Source organism: Rhodococcus sp. (in: high G+C Gram-positive bacteria), from assembly GCF_049299235.1.
Lineage (GTDB): Bacteria > Actinomycetota > Actinomycetes > Mycobacteriales > Mycobacteriaceae > Rhodococcus.
On the sequence record NZ_JBAQXC010000095.1, the window covers coordinates 1 to 18,618 of the forward strand.

14 protein-coding genes and 1 pseudogene are annotated in these 18,618 nt (G+C 67.5%); 4 read left to right on the forward strand and 11 right to left on the reverse strand.

All coding sequences use genetic code 11. The features are described 5' to 3' along the window. Positions 1-101: 101 nt before the first annotated feature. From WAX14_RS05335 to WAX14_RS05345, 3 genes are all read right to left on the reverse strand, one after another. Positions 102-1,937, reverse strand: a complete 1,836-nt coding sequence (locus WAX14_RS05335) for an acyl-CoA dehydrogenase (protein ID WP_422627051.1) — start codon at positions 1,935-1,937, stop codon at positions 102-104. Between the two features lie 96 nt (positions 1,938-2,033). Further along, positions 2,034-2,642: a class I SAM-dependent methyltransferase gene (locus WAX14_RS05340; RefSeq protein ID WP_422627052.1), complete on the reverse strand. Its 609-nt coding sequence runs from the start codon at positions 2,640-2,642 to the stop codon at positions 2,034-2,036. A gap of 17 nt (positions 2,643-2,659) precedes the next feature. Beyond that, positions 2,660-3,712 carry a DUF4185 domain-containing protein gene (locus WAX14_RS05345; protein ID WP_422627053.1) on the reverse strand — a complete coding sequence of 351 codons (1,053 nt, stop codon included), beginning with the start codon at positions 3,710-3,712 and terminating at the stop codon, positions 2,660-2,662. A gap of 332 nt (positions 3,713-4,044) precedes the next feature. On the opposite strand from WAX14_RS05345, the gene WAX14_RS05350 reads away from it, so the two are divergent. Together WAX14_RS05350 and WAX14_RS05355 are read left to right on the forward strand one after the other, a co-directional pair. Beyond that, positions 4,045-5,067: a beta-ketoacyl-ACP synthase III gene (locus tag WAX14_RS05350; protein WP_422627054.1), complete on the forward strand. Its 1,023-nt coding sequence runs from the start codon at positions 4,045-4,047 to the stop codon at positions 5,065-5,067. 1 nt (position 5,068) lies between these two features. After that, a pseudogene (locus tag WAX14_RS05355) lies at positions 5,069-5,923 on the forward strand (HNH endonuclease family protein); the annotation flags it as partial. A 50-nt stretch (positions 5,924-5,973) separates the two neighbouring features. On the opposite strand, the gene WAX14_RS05360 reads toward WAX14_RS05355, so the two are convergent. Continuing rightward, entirely contained in the window at positions 5,974-8,091 is a 2,118-nt protein-coding gene (locus tag WAX14_RS05360; RefSeq protein ID WP_422627055.1) for a thiamine pyrophosphate-dependent enzyme, read from the reverse strand. Between the two features lie 107 nt (positions 8,092-8,198). Then, the gene (locus tag WAX14_RS05365) at positions 8,199-8,978 is read right to left on the reverse strand and encodes a VOC family protein (RefSeq protein ID WP_422627056.1); all 780 of its coding nucleotides are present in this window, start codon (positions 8,976-8,978) and stop codon (positions 8,199-8,201) included. 149 nt (positions 8,979-9,127) lie between these two features. On the opposite strand from WAX14_RS05365, the gene WAX14_RS05370 reads away from it, so the two are divergent. Beyond that, positions 9,128-10,060 (forward strand): alpha/beta fold hydrolase, encoded by a 933-nt coding sequence (locus WAX14_RS05370; RefSeq protein ID WP_422627057.1) that lies wholly within the window; start codon positions 9,128-9,130, stop codon positions 10,058-10,060. Positions 10,061-10,079: 19 nt separating this feature from the next. Here WAX14_RS05370 and aroD read toward each other — a convergent pair whose 3' ends face one another. The 3 genes from aroD to WAX14_RS05385 all read right to left on the reverse strand — a co-directional run bounded on the left by aroD (position 10,080) and on the right by WAX14_RS05385 (position 12,007). Then, positions 10,080-10,862 (reverse strand): type I 3-dehydroquinate dehydratase, encoded by a 783-nt coding sequence (aroD, locus tag WAX14_RS05375; protein WP_422627058.1) that lies wholly within the window; start codon positions 10,860-10,862, stop codon positions 10,080-10,082. 100 nt (positions 10,863-10,962) lie between these two features. Continuing rightward, entirely contained in the window at positions 10,963-11,511 is a 549-nt protein-coding gene (locus WAX14_RS05380; protein ID WP_422627059.1) for an SRPBCC domain-containing protein, read from the reverse strand. Positions 11,512-11,680: 169 nt separating this feature from the next. Continuing rightward, positions 11,681-12,007, reverse strand: a complete 327-nt coding sequence (locus tag WAX14_RS05385) for a hypothetical protein (protein WP_422627060.1) — start codon at positions 12,005-12,007, stop codon at positions 11,681-11,683. A 121-nt stretch (positions 12,008-12,128) separates the two neighbouring features. Here WAX14_RS05385 and WAX14_RS05390 point away from each other — a divergent pair, with 121 nt between their 5' ends. Further along, entirely contained in the window at positions 12,129-13,736 is a 1,608-nt protein-coding gene (locus tag WAX14_RS05390; protein WP_422627061.1) for a hypothetical protein, read from the forward strand. Here WAX14_RS05390 and WAX14_RS05395 read toward each other — a convergent pair. The 3 genes from WAX14_RS05395 to WAX14_RS05405 all read right to left on the reverse strand — a co-directional run. Continuing rightward, positions 13,726-14,811, reverse strand: coding sequence for a PucR family transcriptional regulator (locus WAX14_RS05395; protein ID WP_422627062.1), 1,086 nt, complete (start codon positions 14,809-14,811; stop codon positions 13,726-13,728). The two genes, WAX14_RS05390 and WAX14_RS05395, sit on opposite strands and share 11 nt — an antisense overlap. A gap of 300 nt (positions 14,812-15,111) precedes the next feature. Further along, positions 15,112-15,492 (reverse strand): hypothetical protein, encoded by a 381-nt coding sequence (locus tag WAX14_RS05400; protein WP_422627063.1) that lies wholly within the window; start codon positions 15,490-15,492, stop codon positions 15,112-15,114. A gap of 72 nt (positions 15,493-15,564) precedes the next feature. Further along, a partial coding sequence (locus tag WAX14_RS05405) for a proline dehydrogenase family protein (protein WP_422627064.1) occupies positions 15,565-18,618 on the reverse strand: 3,054 nt, incomplete at its 5' end.

The following is an 18,618-nucleotide window of genomic DNA, read 5'->3' on the forward strand; positions in this document are numbered from 1 at the left end:
CCGTAATCCGGTGGGGGCCACTACTGTGTTGCCGCTATGGCGTCGATCGGAACCCGCCGATCAGAACGGTTGCCGCTATGGCGTCGATCGGAACCCGCCGATCAGAACGCGGCTTCGTCGATCTCCATGATGTCGGTGTCGACATTGGCGACGATGCTCCGCGACGCGGTCAGCTCGGGCAGCACGTTCTTGGCGAAGAACGACGCGACCGCGACCTTGCCCTCGTAGAACGGGACATCCTTGGCGTCCGCTCCGGCGTCGAGGGCGGCGAGTGCGGTCTCGGCGTGCTGCAGCAGCAGCCAGCCGATGAGCAGGTCACCGAACGCGAGCAGGTAGCGCACCGAGCCGAGACCGACCTTGTAGAGCTCCGTCGGCTGCTCCTGGGCGCCCATGAGGAAACCGGTGAGGGTCGCGGTCATGGCCTGAACGTCCTCGAGGGCGGTGGTGAGCAGGGCGCGTTCCGACTTGAGGCGTTCGTCGGCCGAATCCGAATCGAGGAACTGCTTGATCTGTCCGGCGACATGGGCGAGTGCGACGCCGCGGTCACGGGCGATCTTGCGGAAGAAGAAGTCCTGCGCCTGGATCGCGGTGGTGCCCTCGTACAGCGAGTCGATCTTCGAGTCGCGGATGTACTGCTCGATCGGGTAGTCCTGCAGGAAGCCGGAACCACCGAGGGTCTGCAGCGAATCGGTCAGGTACTGGTAGGCACGCTCGGAGCCGCAGCCCTTGACGATCGGCAGCAGCAGATCGTTGATGCGGTGCGCGAGATCGGCGTCGGCACCGGAAACCTGCTCGGCGACCGCGACGTCCTGGTGCGCGGCGGTGTACAGGTACACGGCGCGCAAACCTTCGGTGTAGGCCTTCTGCATCGCGAGCGAGCGGCGGACGTCGGGGTGGTGGGTGATGGTCACGCGCGGCGCGGTCTTGTCGGCCATCTGCGTGATGTCGGAGCCCTGCACGCGCTCCTTGGCGTAGCCGAGGGCGTTGAGGTAGCCGGTGGACAGCGTGGAGATGGCCTTGGTGCCGACCATCATGCGGGCGTGCTCGATGACGTCGAACATCTGCGCGATGCCGTTGTGGACCTCGCCGACGAGCCAGCCCTTGGCTGGGACGCCGTGGCCGCCGAAGGTGACCTCGCAGGTGGCGGAGGCCTTGAGGCCCATCTTGTGCTCGACGTTGGTGACGAACACGCCGTTGCGCTCACCGAGTTCGTTCTTCTCGAAGTCGAAGTGGGTCTTCGGGACGAAGAACAGCGACAGGCCCTTGGTGCCCGGCTTGGCGCCCTCGGGGCGAGCCAGCACCAGGTGGAAGATGTTCTCGAACAGGTCGTCGGAGTCACCGGAGGTGATGAACCGCTTGACGCCCTCGATGTGCCAGGAGCCGTCGTCCTGTGCGATCGCCTTGGTACGTCCGGCGCCGACGTCGGAGCCCGCGTCGGGCTCGGTCAGGACCATCGTGGAGCCCCAGCCGCGCTCGACGCAGGTGGCTGCCCACTGCTTCTGTTCGTCGGTGCCGTTCTCGAACAGGACACTGGCGAAGCCGGGGCCCGCCGCGTACATGAAGGCTGCGGGCTGAGCGCCGAGCATCATCTCGTTGGCCGCCCACACCAGGCTGCTCGGCGCCTCGGTGCCGCCGATGCCCTCGGGGATGCCCATGGACCAGTAGCCGGCGTCCCACCAGGCGCGGAACGACTTCTTGAAGCCTTCGGGGAGAGAGACCGAGTGGGTCTCGGGGTCGAACACAGGCGGGGTGCGGTCGGTTTCGGCGAAGGATTCGGCGGCCGGTCCTTCGGCGAGTGCCTTGACCTCGGCGAGGATGCCCCGGGCGGTGTCTTCGTCGAGGTCGCCGAACTTGCCGGCCTCGAGGAGCGTCTGGATCTTGAGGACCTCGAAGAGGTTGAACTCGAGGTCGCGGAGGTTGCTCTTGTAATGGCCCATTCTGTGTCTCCCAGTGCGGTGCGGTCGAGCTGTGATGTCAAGTACCGCCCAAGCTTATTACTCGTCGGTAACATCACCATGTTACTCGGCGGGCAACTAACTGCCAAGAGCGGATTTTCGTGCGACGACGAGTGCGTCCACGGCGGTTCCTGTATCCGTTTCCCGCCCCCTCCTTTCTGCGGTGAGAATTTCCAGTCTTCCGTCGATATCGTTCACGATATCCGTTGGGGTGTAAAGAATTTCGGGTTCTCTCGGGCCGCCGACGCCATGTGTGAGATTGGTCGAGTCGTGGCCCAGGAATATGAGGATTCCGTCAGGTTTCAGGGAATTGATCGCATTGTCGATCAGGGCGGCGCGCTGTGGTGCGCCGAGGTGGAGGAATATGGAGAGAATCAGATCATATTCACCGTCGAACGCGTCCCGCGTCACATCTGCGCGGCGGTAACGTAGGCGGTCACGGCTCATCTTCGGTGCCTGCCCGGCGATCAGCCGAGCCTTCTCGATCGCGACGCCCGAGAAGTCGACGCCGTCGACCTCCCAGCCGCGAGTGGCGAGCCACAGCGAATGCCTGCCCTCACCGCAGGCCAGATCCAACGCCCGTCCTCGCGGCAGCGCCGCGGTGGACTCGACGACGACGGGGTTCGGTGGCGCGCCCCACACCATGTCCGCCGCCGCGTACCGTTCATCCCAATCCCGTGCCTCCATGCGGGCACGGTATCGCGTCAGCGGTGCAGAGTCGTGTGCATCAACAGCACGTTGTAGTTCTGATGCACGGTAGTCAGGAAGTACAGATCCGGACCGGACGACCACGGATGGATGTACGCGCCGTACGCGCTCGGGAGTTCGCGCGTATCGACGATGACCTCCGGCGCGCTCCACGGTCCCGTGACCGACGACGGTGACCGGCGCATCACCACGGAATTGTGCGCGTCGGTGGTCAGCATCAGGAACTGGCCGAGATAGTCGTTCCACTGCACGGACAACTCCGCAACACCGTCGCCGATGAGCGGCCGCGCGGCGTTCACGTCCCGCACCCAGCTTCCGCCGTCCCAGTACTCATAGGCGCCCAGGTCCCGGATCTGCGCCTCGTTCACCCGAGCCAGGTGCACGAGGCCGCCCCGGCCTGGAGGTGTGCCGTATTGGTAGACGTACCCACCGCTCTTCAGGAAGGCGCTCATCTGGAAATTGCGGTTGCCGCCCTCGCTGGGGCGGTTCGTCTCCGGGGCCGCTGCCCAGTTCTCGCCGTTGTCGTTCGAGAAGATCAGTCCGGCGTAGTTCGTCTCCCAGGTTCCGGCCGGCCCCCAGTACTTCACCGACATGGCACTCAGGTATTGGGTATCGCCGACCGCGATCCCTGCCGTGGGAATCCGGCTGATCTCGATGAACGGGATCTTCGGGCTCGGCACCAGTTCCTTGGCCTGGCCGAAGACATCGGTCGCGGCGCTGGAGAAGTCCATGCCGTTGGCGAGGTCGCGGTCGGTACTGCGGAACAGGACATTGCTGCGCCACGCCCACAAGCTGCCCGAGAGCAGGTTGGGTAGGCCGAGGCCGGCGGTATCACCGAACGCGGTGAGGACCTCGCCCCGCCCGTTGTCCCACATGATGCCGAGGTCGGTGCCGAGGACATTGAGGTCCTGCGTCCGGTTGTCGCTGAGGATCCCGGTCTGCTGTGCCACCGCGCGGGCGCGCCCGCCCAACTGCGGTACTCCGTTCACGCCGTTCAACCCGGGTATCGGATTGATCGCATTGGGATTGGCCGACGCGACCGCCGGCATTAGCGGCAATGTCAGCGCAACGACCGCAGCCGCGGCCGTGCAATAGCGGATAGACCTGCTCGTGACTTCCCCCGACAAGCGCACAGGGCCGGACGCTACCGCCCAGGCATCCGGAACGAGGGGTATTTCCGAAACTTTTCGATCTTGTGATTCGGGACGTGTGGTCCTATCCCGGACACGGGGGTGTCGGGGCACAATTCTGACACGCGTTACCGTATCGAGAAGTTCGTGCACTGACACGCAGTGCCGAAAGTGCCGGCGCAGTGCCCGACAATGCCGACGTGCAGTGCCCGGAGAAACGCGCAGTGCCCGGAGAAAGAGGAGTTCGACTGATGGGTGCACAGATTGCCGGTCCAGTCCCGCTACGGAACACCGCATTGCTCGGCCTGGGCGTGCACCGCCCCGAGCGTGTCGTCACCAACGCGGAAATCTGCGAACTGATCGACTCGAGTGACGAGTGGATCCAGTCACGGTCCGGCATCAAGTCGCGTCGCTTCGCGAAGGCGCACCCGGACGAACCCGTCACCGAGATGGCGATCTCCGCAGGCGCCAAGGCGCTCGAGGCCGCCGGGATGTCTGGGGCGCAGATCGACACCGTCATCGTCGCCTGCTCGACCTATCCGGTACAGACGCCGCACTGCGCGGCGATCGTCGCCGATCGACTGGGCACCGGTGGTGCGGGCGCACTCGACATCGCGGCAGGCTGCGCGGGATTCTGCTACGCCCTCGGTGTCGCCTCCGACCTGGTCCGCGCCGGAACTGCCGAGCACGTCCTGGTCATCGGTGTCGAGCGCATGACCGACTCGACCGAACCTACGGACCGCACGGTGCGGTTCATCTTCGGTGACGGCGCCGGTGCTGTCGTCGTCGGCCCGTCCGACGAGGTCGGCATCGGACCGACCGTGTGGGGTTCGGACGGTTCCCAGGGCAACGCGATCCGTCAGGAGCCGGACTGGGTCGACTTCGCCCAGAATCCCGAACAGAAGCGTCCGTGGATCATCATGGAAGGCACCGCGGTGTTCCGCTGGGCGGCATTCCAGATGAGCAAGTATGCGCGGCAGATCGCCGACAAAGCCGGTGTCGAACTCGCCGATCTCGACGCGTTCGTCCCGCACCAGGCGAACCTGCGCATCAACGATGTCATCGTCAAGCAACTCGAACTGCCCGACACCGTCGCGGTCGCCGACGACATCATCGAAACCGGCAACACGTCCGCCGCGTCGATCCCGCTCGCGATGGAGAAGATGTTGCGCACCGGCCAGGTGAAGGAAGGCGACACCGCCCTGCTGTTGGCGTTCGGGGCCGGCCTGTCCTACGCGGGGCAGGTCGTGAAGATGCCGCGTCTGGCCCAGTAGGATGCCGCAGGCCGACAGGCCGTCGCAGAGGCGATGGCTGTGGATCATCGGCGTCGCGGTCCTGATCGTCGTCGCCTTCGTCGCATTCACTCCCGGTGGGCGCGACAAGACCGATGCGATCACGGCCGAGGGGCTGACATCGATACCGCCGTCGTGGGCGCCGACATCCACCGGGCAGGCGTCGTCCACGGGGCCGGCGACGTCGAGTTGGCAGCCGAGTGGCAGTTCGTCGCCCGCGCCGTCGTCGCGCCCGTCCGGGACCCCTTCGTCGGAGACCTCGGGGTCCGCCGTCTCGCCCGCGCTGTCGGCGCTCGCGACAATTCCGGTGAAGGATCGGGCACCGAAGACCGGCTACGACCGGGCATTGTTCGGCAGTGCCTGGACCGACGATGTGACCGTCGCCCTGGGACGCAACGGCTGCGACACCCGCAACGACATCCTCCAGCGCGATCTGATCGACATCTCGCTGGTGCCGGTGACCCGCGACTGCACGGTCCGTACCGGAACATTGAACGACGTCTACACGGGCCGGACGATCTTCTTTCAACGCGGCGCCGATACATCGTCGGCGGTGCAGATCGATCACGTCGTCGCGTTGTCGGATGCGTGGCAGAAGGGCGCCCAACAACTCGACGAGCAGTCCCGCCGCAACCTCGCAAACGATCCGCGCAACCTGCAGGCCGTCGACGGGCCGACGAACCAGGGCAAACGCGACTCGGATGCGGCGTCGTGGTTGCCGCCGAACCAGGCGTACCGGTGCACCTACGTGTCCCGGCAGATCGAGGTGAAGGTCGCCTACAGACTGTGGGTCACGCAGGAGGAACACGACGCGATGGCCCGCGTGCTGTCCACCTGCTGACCCGTGTGCCTTTTGGGCCGCCCGACCCAGCCCAAAAGGCACACGGGTCACAGCGCCCCGGAAATGTCGTCCTCGGACAGCAACACCGTGGATGCGGCCGGACCCAACGGCACGAAACTGTCGCGGCTGGCGATGCGCTGGATCTCGCCGGTATACCCCGCGTCGACCAGTGCGGTGATCACACCTTCGGACACCCCACCGCTGCGGCGGGTTTCGTCGACGATCAGCACCCGTGGAAAACGTTCGGCATGCTCGACGAGCGCGACCGCGGGCAGCGGGGCGATCCACTGCAGGTCCAGGACCGTGACATCGACGCCGCGTGCGGCGGCCCGGCGCGCGGCGCGCAGACTCATCCGGACGCCGTTCCCGAACGTCACCAGCAGGACGTCACCCCCATTGCCGTAGGTCCGCACCTGACCGGGCTGCACGGCGGCCGGGTCGGGCGCCTCCGCCCACAGGCCGTCGCCGTCGTCGTAGAGATCGCGCTCGTGATAGAGCGCGATCGGCTCGACGAATACACACACCCGACCGGTGGAACGGGCAAGTTCGACACACGTGCGCAGCAGCGCACCGGCACGACTCGGACTGCTCGGCACCGCGACCGTCAGACCCGGGATGTCGCGCAGCACGGCGAGCGAATTGTCGTTGTGGAAATGCCCGCCGAAGCCACGTTGGTAGGCCAGACCGGCGATACGCACCACCATCGGATTGCGGTAACTGCCGTCGGAGAAGAACTTCAGTGTCGCGGCTTCCCCGCGCAGTTGGTCCTCCGCGTTGTGCAGATAAGCGAGGTATTGAATCTCCGGGATCGGCAGCAGCCCGGCGAGCGCGAATCCGAGAGCGGTTCCGAGGACGGTCTGCTCGTCGAGTAGGGTGTCGAACACACGCAGCGGGCCGAATTGCCTTGCCAGCCCGCGGGTCACACCGTAGACACCGCCTTTGACGGCGACATCCTCGCCGAACACGCACACGTGTTCGTCCTGCTCGAGGAGGTTGCCGAGTGCTCGGCAGAGGGCCTGCGCCAGCGTCACCGGTTCCGGCCGCGCGGGGTTCGGATCGTCCGGGAACCGGGGGTGGCCGTGCGCATGGAGCGGCCGCACGACCTCGGCGAGCGACGTCAGCCGCGGTGGCGCACCGAGGTCGGCGACCGCATCCGCGACGGCCCGACGCGACCGCTCGTATCGTTCGAGAATCTCGGTGGGGGACAGGACCGCACGATCGGCGAGTTCTCGTGCGGTACCGAGCAGCGGGTCGCGGGCATAGTCCCCGGTGATGTCCGCCGGGCTGCGATAGGCCGATTCGGCATCCGACCCGGCGTGCCCCAGATAGCGGACCGTCTTCAGGTGCAGGATTGCCGGTGCTCGCGAGGTGCGCACGGAGACAAGCATTTCCGATGCGGCGGTGAGCGCATCGATGGGATCGGTACCGTCCGAGACCCGGTATCCGACACCAGGATGCGACGACAATGTTCGCGCGACCCAGCCTGCGGGGCTGCGCACACTGATACCGAAACCGTTGTCCTCACAGACGAACAGGATCGGCAGCGGCAACCCGCGATGGGTCAGGTATGCGGCACTGTTGAGCGCCCCCGTCGCGGTGGAATGATTCACCGACGCATCGCCGAAACTGCACACCACCACCGAATCCGCCGGCCACGGACAGTCGACACCGAGCCGCGTCGTCCAGTTCAGGGCCAGGGCGAGCCCCACCGCGCGCGGGAGATGCGACGCGATCGTCGACGTCTGCGGCAGAATGTTCAGGGCCGAGTTCCCGAAGACCTTGTGGCGGCCACCGGAGATCGGATCCATCGTCGACGCCGCGCATCCCGCCAGCACATCCCGGATCGGCGTTGTCTCGGGTGCCAGCGATGCGCGAGCCGCATAGAACCCACCGGACCGGTAATGCAACAGTGCCGGATCGGTGATCCGTGCGGCCAGGCCCAGCGCTGCGTTCGACTCGTGCCCGGCCGACCCGATCGTGTAGAACCCTTCACCCCGACGCTGCAGGTCGCGGGCCGCGAAGTCGAGGTGCCGGGACTGGATCTGGGCATCGAAGTAGCCCAGAAGCAGTTCGTCGCTCACTCGACGGTCCCGGTGGTGCGTCGCCGTCGGCACCAGCGACCGAACGGTCGCGGTGAAATGGTCGTCGAGTGGTTCGGTCGGCATTCCTCCGTCGTACGCCTCCGTGGCGTCACCGGGGTCGTTTTCCGGCTACGCACCGATCAACGTCGGGACAATTCGATCGGCGCGACGGGGCCTGCGGGCCGCAGATTCTATTGCTGCGACGGGGCCTGGTTGATCTGTAGCCGCGCGCCGAGGGGGTCGGTGATCGTGGCGATTCGGCCGAACGGGGTGTCCTCGGCTGCCCGCTCGACGGTGCCGCCGAGTCGAGTCACGGCCGCAGATGCCGCGTCGGCGTCCGTGACGCCGATGTAGACCTGCCAGAACGACGGGACACCGTCCGGAAGGAAGGACGAGGCATCCATGATCCCGGCGATGTCCTCGCCGTCGATCTTGCCGGTGGAGTAACGGAAGTCGCCGGAATCACCCATCGGCTGACAGTCCCAGCCGAACACGTCCTGGTAGAACGCGAGGGACCCGGCGTAGTTCTGGGACATCGTCTCGAACCACACGGGCGCACCCGGTTCGCTGTCGAATCCGAACCCGTGGTGTCGATCGGCCTGCCAGACACCGATCACGGCACCGGCCGGGTCGGCGACGATCGACATCGTGCCCTGGTCGCCGACCTGCATGGCGGGCATCATGATCGCTCCGCCTGCCGCGGCGGCCTTCTGCGCCGTCACGTCGGCGTCGTCGGAGTCGAGGTACACCGTCCACACGTCGCCGTACGGATTCCCGGGTTGCTGGGGACCGAGACCGGCGACGGGGGCTCCGCGGTGGCTGAAGATGGTGTATCCGCCGTACTGCGGGTCGTCGTCGGTGTCGGCCTGCCAGCCGAACAATTCGCGGTAGAACGCGATGGCTTTCTGCGGATCGGAACTGGTGAGGTCGATCCAGCCGGGTGCGCCGGCACGGGACTGATGTTCGGGCATGGCGGTCTCCTGATCCTGGGGAATTGGAGTCGTCGAGCTGATCCGACGGTGCGGTGGGAACGCTACTCGCCGGGTCCGACACGGTGCGGTCGAACGCAGATCGTCCCTGGGTGTGCGGGTGAGACGGGTCACGTGCGATGCTGTCGCGCATGGTTGACGTTGCACGTCCGAAATTGGAGGGAACCGTCGCGGTGGGGCGGGGTCGGCGAATCGGTTTCGCCGAGTTCGGGTCCGCACAGGGGCGCGCGGTGTTCTGGCTGCACGGTACACCCGGCGCGCGCCGCCAGATTCCCGTCGAGGCCAGGGCTTTCGCCGAACGCATGAACGTCCGGTTGATCGGCATCGACCGCCCCGGCATCGGTTCGTCCACTCCGTACCGCTACGAGAATGTCCTCGCGTTCACCGATGATCTGCGCACGGTCGCGGACACCCTCGGGGTCGATCGGATGGCGATCGTCGGGCTGTCCGGTGGTGGCCCGTACACGCTGGCGTCGGCGTACGCGATGCCGGACCGGGTCGTCGCCGTCGGGGCGCTCGGCGGGGTCGCGCCCGTCGTCGGCCCGGATGCTGTCGACGGCGGTCTGATGAAGCTCGGCGCGTTCGTCGCACCGCTGCTCGAGGTCGGTGGCGTACCGGCGGGCATCGTCGCCAGTTCGCTGATCCGGCTGGCCCGACCGTTCGCGTCGCCGATCATCGACCTGTACGGGCGGGTGTCACCGGAAGGCGATCGGCTGCTGCTGGCCCGTCCCGAGTTCAAAGCGATGTTCCTCGACGATCTGCTCAACGGCAGCCGCAAACAGATGGCCGCACCGTTCGCGGACATCGTCGTCTTCGCTCAGGACTGGGGATTCCGGGTGTCCGAGGTCAAGACGCCGGTGCGGTGGTGGCACGGCGACACCGACCACATCGTCCCGTTCGAACACGGCCTGCACATGGTCGACCTGCTGCCCGACGCCCAGTTCCACCACCTGCCCGGCGAGAGCCATCTCGGTGGCCTCGGTGTCTCCGAGGAAATCCTGCAGTCGCTGCTGGACATCTGGGACACCGCGGCCCCGGACGACGGCAATCGGTATTCGGTCTGACCGGTAGACGGGAAGCGTCTCACCCGGCGGTGCGGGCGGGGTCGAGCAGGTCGAGCGCGGCCTTCAGGTCGGCGACACCGACCTGTCCGGGCGCCGACGCCGTGCCCACCATCCCGAAGGTCGCCGCCGACCCGAACACCTGACCGGCCAATCGGGAAACGACGCCGAGGCCGCCCATCGACATCGTGACGATCGGGCGGTCGGCGAGTTCCTCGTGCATCGTGCGGGTCGCGTCGAGCAGGGTCAGCACGTCGGCGGCACCCAGCGGCATCACCGCGATTTTGCAGATGTCGGCGCCCAGGTTCTGCATCTCGAGCAGTCGCGCGACGATCTCCGCCTTCGGCGGGGTGCCGGCGAAGTCGTGGTGCGAGGCCACCACAGCGACCTTCCGCGCGTGCGCGACCGCGATGACCCGGTCCACGGCCGCGCGATCGCGCCCGTATTCGACGTCGACGAGGTCGACGGACCCGGATTCGGCGACCGCGACGTTCAGGTCGGCGTACGCCGCGTCGGTCAGGTCGGCTTCGCCGCCTTCGTGCCGGGTGCGACAGGTCGCCAGCAGCGGAATGCCGTCGAGTTGCTCGGCGAGCGCGCGGGCCTGCGCGACCAGGCTCGCGGTGTCGGTGAGCGCGTGGAAGAAATCCATCCGCCATTCGACGATGTCGACGATGTCGGGCAGGGCCGCGACCTGGGTGTGCAGTTCGGCGGGGGTGCGTCCGGTGATCGGCACGATGATCGTGGGTGTGCCGTCGCCGATGGTCACGTTCTTGACCCGGACCGGCGTGATCGTCCTGCCACTCATTGCTGACTCCCGCGTGGTTGTGCCGTCGATTCCGGCAACCATTCGATCATGTGCAGGTTCGGTGCCAGTCCCGGGCGGAGCTACGACTCGGTGCCCGGAGTTACGACTCGGTGCCACCGAGGCGTTCGCTGTACGCCTCGTACAGGTCGGTCCAGCCGTCGTCGGGGGCGTCGTGTCCGGCGATCGGTCCGGTCGGCGGGTGTTCCATCATGTCCTGTGCGACGTCGAGGCGCAGGTGCCAGCGCGCGGCGAGTTGGGCCGCGGTGTTCGGTCCGGTGACGGTGTGCTGGAGCGTCAGGACGCAGCCACCGCCTGATGCCGGGGTGATCTCCCAGCGCAGCCAGTCCTCGTCCCACCGGTGTTCGAGCACGTGGGGACAGTTGGCGGCAACGACGGTGCCGTCCACTTCGGTTGCCTCCCCGGTGTCGCTGTCGCAGACGACGACGAGTGTCGCCGGTCCGATGGTGCCGAGAGGCCGTTCGGGACGGTAGGGCGCCCACTGCACGACCTGGGCCGGATCGGTCAGTGCGATCCACATCGCTTCGGGTGTCTGCGGGAAGTCGCGGGTGAAGACGAGCGTCCACTGCTCGCCTTCGTCGATGATGTCGGCGTACCGCAACGGGCTCGGCGCAGGATCGCGAATCGCCATCTGGTCGGCTCCTCGTCGCCGGGCCCGTCGTACGGGCCGAGAGTCGTGCTCCGGAAGGTGTTGTCGGTGAGGGAAACTGCCTGTCCGATTCTACCCGTTGCGGTGCACCGGCCGGGCGGACTCGCTACGACGATCGCACTGTATCCGTCACTCGAACCAGGAGCTTCCGTCACTCGAACCAGGAGCGGACCGGCGGCTTCACCCACATGATCTTCTCGTCCGGGTGGGCTCGCCCGGCCGCCGCATGATCGGGATGGGTGCGTGCCCATTCGGTCTTCTCGTCGAGCAGTGCGGCGACGCCGGTCCAGGTTTCCATCGTGCGTGGGGGGTGCGCGCCTGCCTCTCGCGCCAGGCGACGGCGGTAGTCGTCGGTCATCGCGAGCAGTTCGGCGCCGGTGATACCGCGGTCCCATGCGAAACGGGCGAGCGCGACCGCTTTCTCGCGGCGGTTCTTCGCGGCCTGGTCGGTGTGCGCGAAATCGGGCGTGTCCAACACTCCTCCTGCTGCGTGCGGTTCGTCTGTTCGGGGCACCGGATTCCATCATCCGTCATCGTTGACAACGCCGCGCCGACGGCTCACGCTCGAAGGAGTCACCTCCGGTCCGAAAGGACGAGCGATGCCGGCTCAGGCCCCGAGAATTCCGGACGGAACTCCGAGAGACGTTGCGGCGCAAGTAAAGAAAACCCCACGGGTACCGGAGTTCGATCCCGCACTCGGGATCGACGTCGAATCCGATGCGCGTGGTACGCCCCCGCACCGCATCGTCGCGCTCGGTGACTCGCTGCTGCAGGGCTTCCAGAGCGGTGCGGTGTTCCACACCGATCTGTCCGTTCCGGCGATCATCGCGCACGAACTCGGCATGCTGCGGACCTTCCGTTTCCCCCGCTACGGCGGCCCGGGTGGGTTGCCGTTGAACATCGAACTGATGTTGCGGCGACTCGACGACCGGTTCGGGCCCTCGCTGCGACCGTGGGAGGTGCCGCTCGCGCTGTTCGCGGTGCGCTCGTTCATGGACGACGTCGAGGACTACTGGGAACGTGGCCCCGGCGCGGTCGCCCCGATCGTCGCGGCCTACCAACACAATCTGTCCTGCTACGGGTGGGACCTGCGCGACGCCCTGAGCCGGACCGCGCGGATCTGCGCGGAGGCGATCGACACACCCCGTGACGACTTCCTCGACCAGATCGTGCAGAACAACGGCGACCGCGCGGCGTTGCACGTGTATCCGCACTGGGCGCCACCGCAGCAGACGATGACCCTGTTCGACGCCGCGTCCGCGCTCGGCGACGACCACGACGACACCACCGAGTGCGGCATCGAAACCCTCGTGGTGTTCCTCGGTTCCAACAATGCGCTCGGCACCGTCACCGACCTGCGGGTGCAATGGAGTGGCCCGGACTTTCGTGACCCTGCGAAGAAGGGCGCGTACACGATCTGGCGGCCCGAACATTTCGACGCGGAGTTCGCCGACGTGGTGACGCAGGTCGAGCGTATTTCCGCACGGCATGTCGTCTGGTGCACGATTCCGCACGTCACGATCGTGCCGATCGCGAGAGGCCTGGGTACCAAGGTCGAGCACGGCTCGCGGTACTTCCCGTACTACACGAGGCCGTGGATCGACGAACGGCATTTCGACGCAACCCGCGACCCGCACATCACCGGCACGGAGGCCGCCGTCGTGGATGCGGCAATCGACCTCTACAACACCACCATCGCGCGAGCGGTCGCCGACGCCCGCGCGGGAACGTCCGGTCCGGCGCGGGACTGGTATCTCCTCGATGTGTGCGGCCTGCTCGAGCGTCTCGCGTTGCGCCGCTACATCGACGACGTGCAGGCTCGCCCCGACTGGTGGACGCCGTATCCGATGCCCGCGGCGCTGGCCGCGCTCGATCCGCCCCCGGATTCTCGCTTTCTCACGGCGGACGGTCGCGGTGGCCGCGCCACGGGTGGCTTCTTCTCCCTCGACGGGGTGCACCCGACGACGGTCGGCTATGGGATTCTCGCGCAGGAGATCATGACGATCATGGCGCGCGCCGGCGTCGAGTTCCGGCATCCGAGTGGTGAGGTGCGGACGGGCCCGGTCACCGTCGACTGGGAGCGGCTGATCCGCCGCGACACCCTGATCCGCACGCCGCCGCAGAATATCGACTCGGCACTGTCGATTCTGGGATGGGCCGACGAGGTCGCCGACCTGGGTCGGCGCGCGCTGGGCATCAGGTTGTGACGGCACTCCCGCGAGGCGCGAGAACGCTGTGCCCGTACCACCGGCAGATCTCGAGGGCCGCGGCGAGGGTGAACGGGTCGACGTCGTCGAGGTCGTGGCCGAGTTCGTCGGCAGCTTGCTGAATCCGATATCGAATCGTGTTCCGGTGCAGTCCTGTCCGTGACGCGGCGAGTGCCGGGCTACGATTGCAGGCCAGGTGTACTCGCAGGGTTTCGCGTAGTTCTGCGGTGCGTTGGGTGTCCTCCGCCAGCGCGCCCAAAGTGCCCGCGACGAAGCCGCGCATCTCCGCGAGATCACCGGTGAGCATCGCGATCGGTGCGATGTCCGCATACGACACCACGGTCGGTGCCTCCGGTACGGCGGTCCGCGCCAGAGCCTTGACCGCAGCCGCCTGACGGTACCCGGCCCGGAATCCCTCGATGCCGATGCCGGGCAGTCCGATCGCCGCGCGGAACGGTACCCCGGCCTCGCCGACCGCGCCCCGAATACTTTCGATCATGTTGTATGCGTTGCCCTGTACCGTAATCCACACGTTCATCGCCGACGGTTCGGTGTGTGCTGTGAGCGTTGCCGACCCCGGCGCGACCTCGGCGAGTACGCGGGATACTTCGGCCGCGAGGCCGAGAGCAGTCCGTTCCGTCTCCGGAACCCACACGGCCAGAACGAGATGCCCGCCGTCGAGCGGATAGTCGAGCGCGGCCCCGGCCTGTGCCGTATCGGTGACTGCGCCGGTGAGGATCTGCGTGATCCAATGCTGGGTCAGTCCACTACGGCTGGTGATCCACCGTTCCCGCTCGTCCTCGAACGCGACGGTGACGCGCTCGCAGACGTGGTCGATGAACGCGGCGGTATTGTCGACCGCGGCCCGCATCGCGACCCGGTTCTCGGCGGACGCGTCGTCGTCGGCCGCATCCAGGCACATGCTGGTGAACCGCGCCTGGCCGATCCGATAGGCACGCAGCAATTGCGCGAGCGATATACCCCGGCGGGCCAGTTCCCTGGCGAACACGAGCGCCCCGGACGGGGGTTCGGTCGCGGACGGATCGGCGCCCTCGGCCAGCGCGTTCATCAGCATCGTCGTGTTCTCGTCGATGCTGCCCAGCAGCCGCGCGGTCGCTCTCGGTGCGTGCGATCTCGGGGATCGCGGACGCGGTGATCGCCGCGAGTTCGTCGATGAACACATCGCGGCGTGCCATCACGGCGTCGGCGATGCGCCGAGCCGCGTCCTGCTGTACCTGGTCGGTCCAATCGACGAACACCGACGACATCGGGCTGCCTCCCAGGTTCGGATCACGCGGAGCGCCGTGACCGGCGCGGAGGCCGAATCTACTCGCACCCGGCGGGCAGGTACACATAGATCGGGAGGACCCGCCGGTCAGGTCAGATTCACGACGTGGGTGTGGGAGGCGACCGCATCCTGCAGGCGTTTACGGGACAGGGTGCGCGGCCCGCACGCGCAACCGCCGGGGATGGCGTCGTCCTCGAACCGGGTCGCCTCCAGGGTGTCGACGAATTCCGAATCGAGCTTGTCGCCGTGGTGGCCGCTGGCCTCGCGGTCCCGTGAGCCGCGACCGCCCGGACCGCTCGCCGAGACCACCACCAGGCCTTCGCTCGTCTGGTACACCGCGGCGACGGTGTGGCTCGCCGGACATCGCACCTTCAGGACCGACTGTTCGGTGCGCTGCGGTCCGAGTTCCTTCACGGCGGCGAGGGCCTTGCGGCGGCGTTCGGTGGGCTGGGTTTCGGCGATGTTCATCCTCTCATTGCACCGCACCTGTCGCTGTGATCCCAGCGGTTCGGCGGAATCGATCTTGAAATGTTTTCGGCGTCAAACTATGTCGTCGGTGAGATGGTTCGCAGTTCCGAATCGGTGTGCGGTGATCGAGATCGACTGTTCCCGCAGGAACGGCAGCATTTCCAGCCGGCCGGACTCGGTGACGGGATGGTCGTGCACGGCAGTTCCGGGACGGCCGTGCAGGTTGTCGGCGAGCGCGCGGGTGTCGCCGCCGATCAACCGGATGCGGTCCGGGGCGGGCTTGCCGATCCTGCCCAGCCAGGCGGCATCCGTTTCGATCGCGACACTGAGTGCGAAAGTTCCTACCACCCAGGTGATTTCGCGAGACAAAGGCGTGGTTGTCGATACCTCGACCGGTGCCCCGCACCGGGCCGCGGCACCCAGCACCCGCAGCAGCGCGACCGCGTCACCGTGCGCGCCGAGCCGGACGTGCACCTGAACCGGACGGTACCGGAACAGATTGCGCTCGGCGGTCAACGCGCTCACGTCGCGTGTGCGGGACAGTTCGGTACGCCACACGCGAGCGTCACTCGCGAACGAGCGGCGCAGGTAGTCGTGCTCGGTCTGCGGCAGTTCGGCGGCGTCGAGCAGACGCGCGGGGGCGCCGTCGACCACCTCGTCGATCAGGCTGTGCCGAACCGGTTCCCACGATCCGAAACCGACCAGATAGTTCGGGCCGCCGGCCTTGAACCCGGCGCCCACCGCGGAGCGTTTCCAGCCGCCGAACGGCTGCCGTCGCACGATCGCGCCGGTGATCCCACGGTTGACGTAGAGATTCCCCGCCTCCGCCCGGTCCAGCCACCGCGCGATCTCCCCGGTGTCGAGGCTGTGCAGTCCCGCCGTCAACCCGAACTCCACCCGGTTCTGGATGTCGATCGCGTCGTCGAGGTCGCGGGCCGTCATGATGCTCAGCACCGGCCCGAAGAACTCGGTGAGGTGGGCACGCGAACCCGGTCGCACCCCGATCCGGATACCCGGACTCCACACCCGACCCGGCCCGTCGAGCCGACGCGGCGTGACCAGCCACGATTCTCCCGGATCCACCGTGGTGAGCGCGTCGAGGAGCTTGCCGTGCGCGGGTTCGACGAGCGGCCCCATCCGGGTCCGCGGATCGTCGGACCGGCCGACCGGCATCGACGTCACCGCATCGACGAGCTGATCGCGGAGCCGGCGCGACGATGCGGCCGGCCCGACCAGAATCAGCAGCGACGCCGCCGAACACTTCTGCCCCGCATGCCCGAACGCCGACTGCACGACGTCCCGCACCGCGAGATCCGGATCGGCGCTCGGCGTCACCACGATCGCGTTCTTGCCGCTCGTTTCGGCGAGCAACGGCAGATCCGGCCGGAACGACCGGAACAACTCGGCCGTCTCGAAGGCGCCGGTGAGCACCACCCGATCCACCCGCGGATCGGCGATCAACCGCCTGCCCAATTCGTGATCGGTGAGCCGCACCAGGTGCAGGACTTCGCGGGGCACGCCCGCCGCCCACAGAACCTCGGCGAGTACCGCGCCGCAACGGGCCGTCAGCGCAGCCGGTTTGAGCACTACCGCCGATCCGGCCGCCAATGCCGCCAGCGTCGACCCGGCCGGGATCGCCACCGGAAAGTTCCACGGCGGCGTCACCACCGTCAGCGTCGACGGCACGAACCGGGCGCCGTCGACGACGTCCAGCTCCCGCGCCCGATCGGCGTACCAGCGGGCGAAGTCGATCGCCTCGGACACCTCCGGATCGGCCTGATCGAGGGTTTTGCCCGCCTCGGCGACCATCACCTCGACCAGGTCGCCGCGCCGGCATTCGAGTTCGTGCGCGACCCGCTCGAGGATCGCGGCCCGTTCGGTCCCCGAGCGCCGACCCCAGTGACGTCCGTGCAGTGCGGCCGTCGCGAGCAATCCTTCGACCTGTTCGGCCGTGCCGAGCGAGTGCGCCGCGACGGTGTCGATACCGAGCGTCGACTCGGCCGCACGAGCGAGAATTTGCCGGCCCCACACGCGGTTCGCCGGCAGCGACGGATCGGTGTCGAGTGCGTTGGTGAATCCGGGTCCGGCCGGCGCGAGCGGACCCACCAGGCGATTCTGGGTGCGGTTCGGGGCGGGCACCGACTCGTCCACGTCCGCGAGCGAGGCGAGGAACCTTTGCTTTTCGCGGTCGAACAACGACCTGTCGTCGTGCAACGCGAACACGGCGGACATGAAGTTGTCCCGACCCGCGCCTTCCTCGAGGCGTCGCACCAGATACGCGATCGCCACGTCGAACTCGCCCGGATGCACCACCGGGGTGTACAGCAGGATGCCGCCGACATGGCGACGCACCACCTCGGCCTGGGCGGATGCCATGCCGAGCAGCATTTCCACGTCGATGCCGCCGCGCGCCCCGCGCTGCCCGGCGAGCAGCCACGCGTGCGCCACGTCGAACAGGTTGTGGCCCGCGACGCCGATACGCACATTGGCGATCCGGTCCGGTTCGAACGCATAGTCCAGCAGACGCTTGTAGTGCGTGTCCGTCTGCTGCTTCGTTGCCCAGGTCGCCAGGGGCCAGCCGTGCAACGACGACTCGACACGTTCCATCGGCAGATTCGCGCCCTTGACCACACGCACCTTGATCGGGGCGCCACCGCGGGCCCGCCGTGCCGCCGCCCAATCCTGCAGCCGCATCATCGCCGCCAGCGAATCCGGCAGGTACGCCTGCAAGACGATGCCCGCTTCGAGGTGCGTGAATTCGTCCCTGCCCAGGATCGACGTGAACACCGCGATCGTCAGGTCGAGGTCGCGGTATTCCTCCATGTCCAGGTTGACGAATTTGGGGGCGGGGGACGTCGAGGCGAGACGATACAGCGGCAGCAGCCGATCGGTGATGTCGGCGACGGCCTCGTCGAACGCCCACGGCGAATGCGGCGCGATCGCCGCGGACACCTTCATCGACACGTAGTCGACGTCGTCGCGGGCCAGCAGCGCGCGGGTGCCGTCGAGCCGGCGGGTCGCCTCCCGGTCCCCGAGCACCGCCTCCCCGAGCAGATTGAGGTTCAGCCGCACCCCGTCGCGGCGCAGCGCGGCGACGGCGTGCCCGAGTCGTGCCTCGGTGGCGTC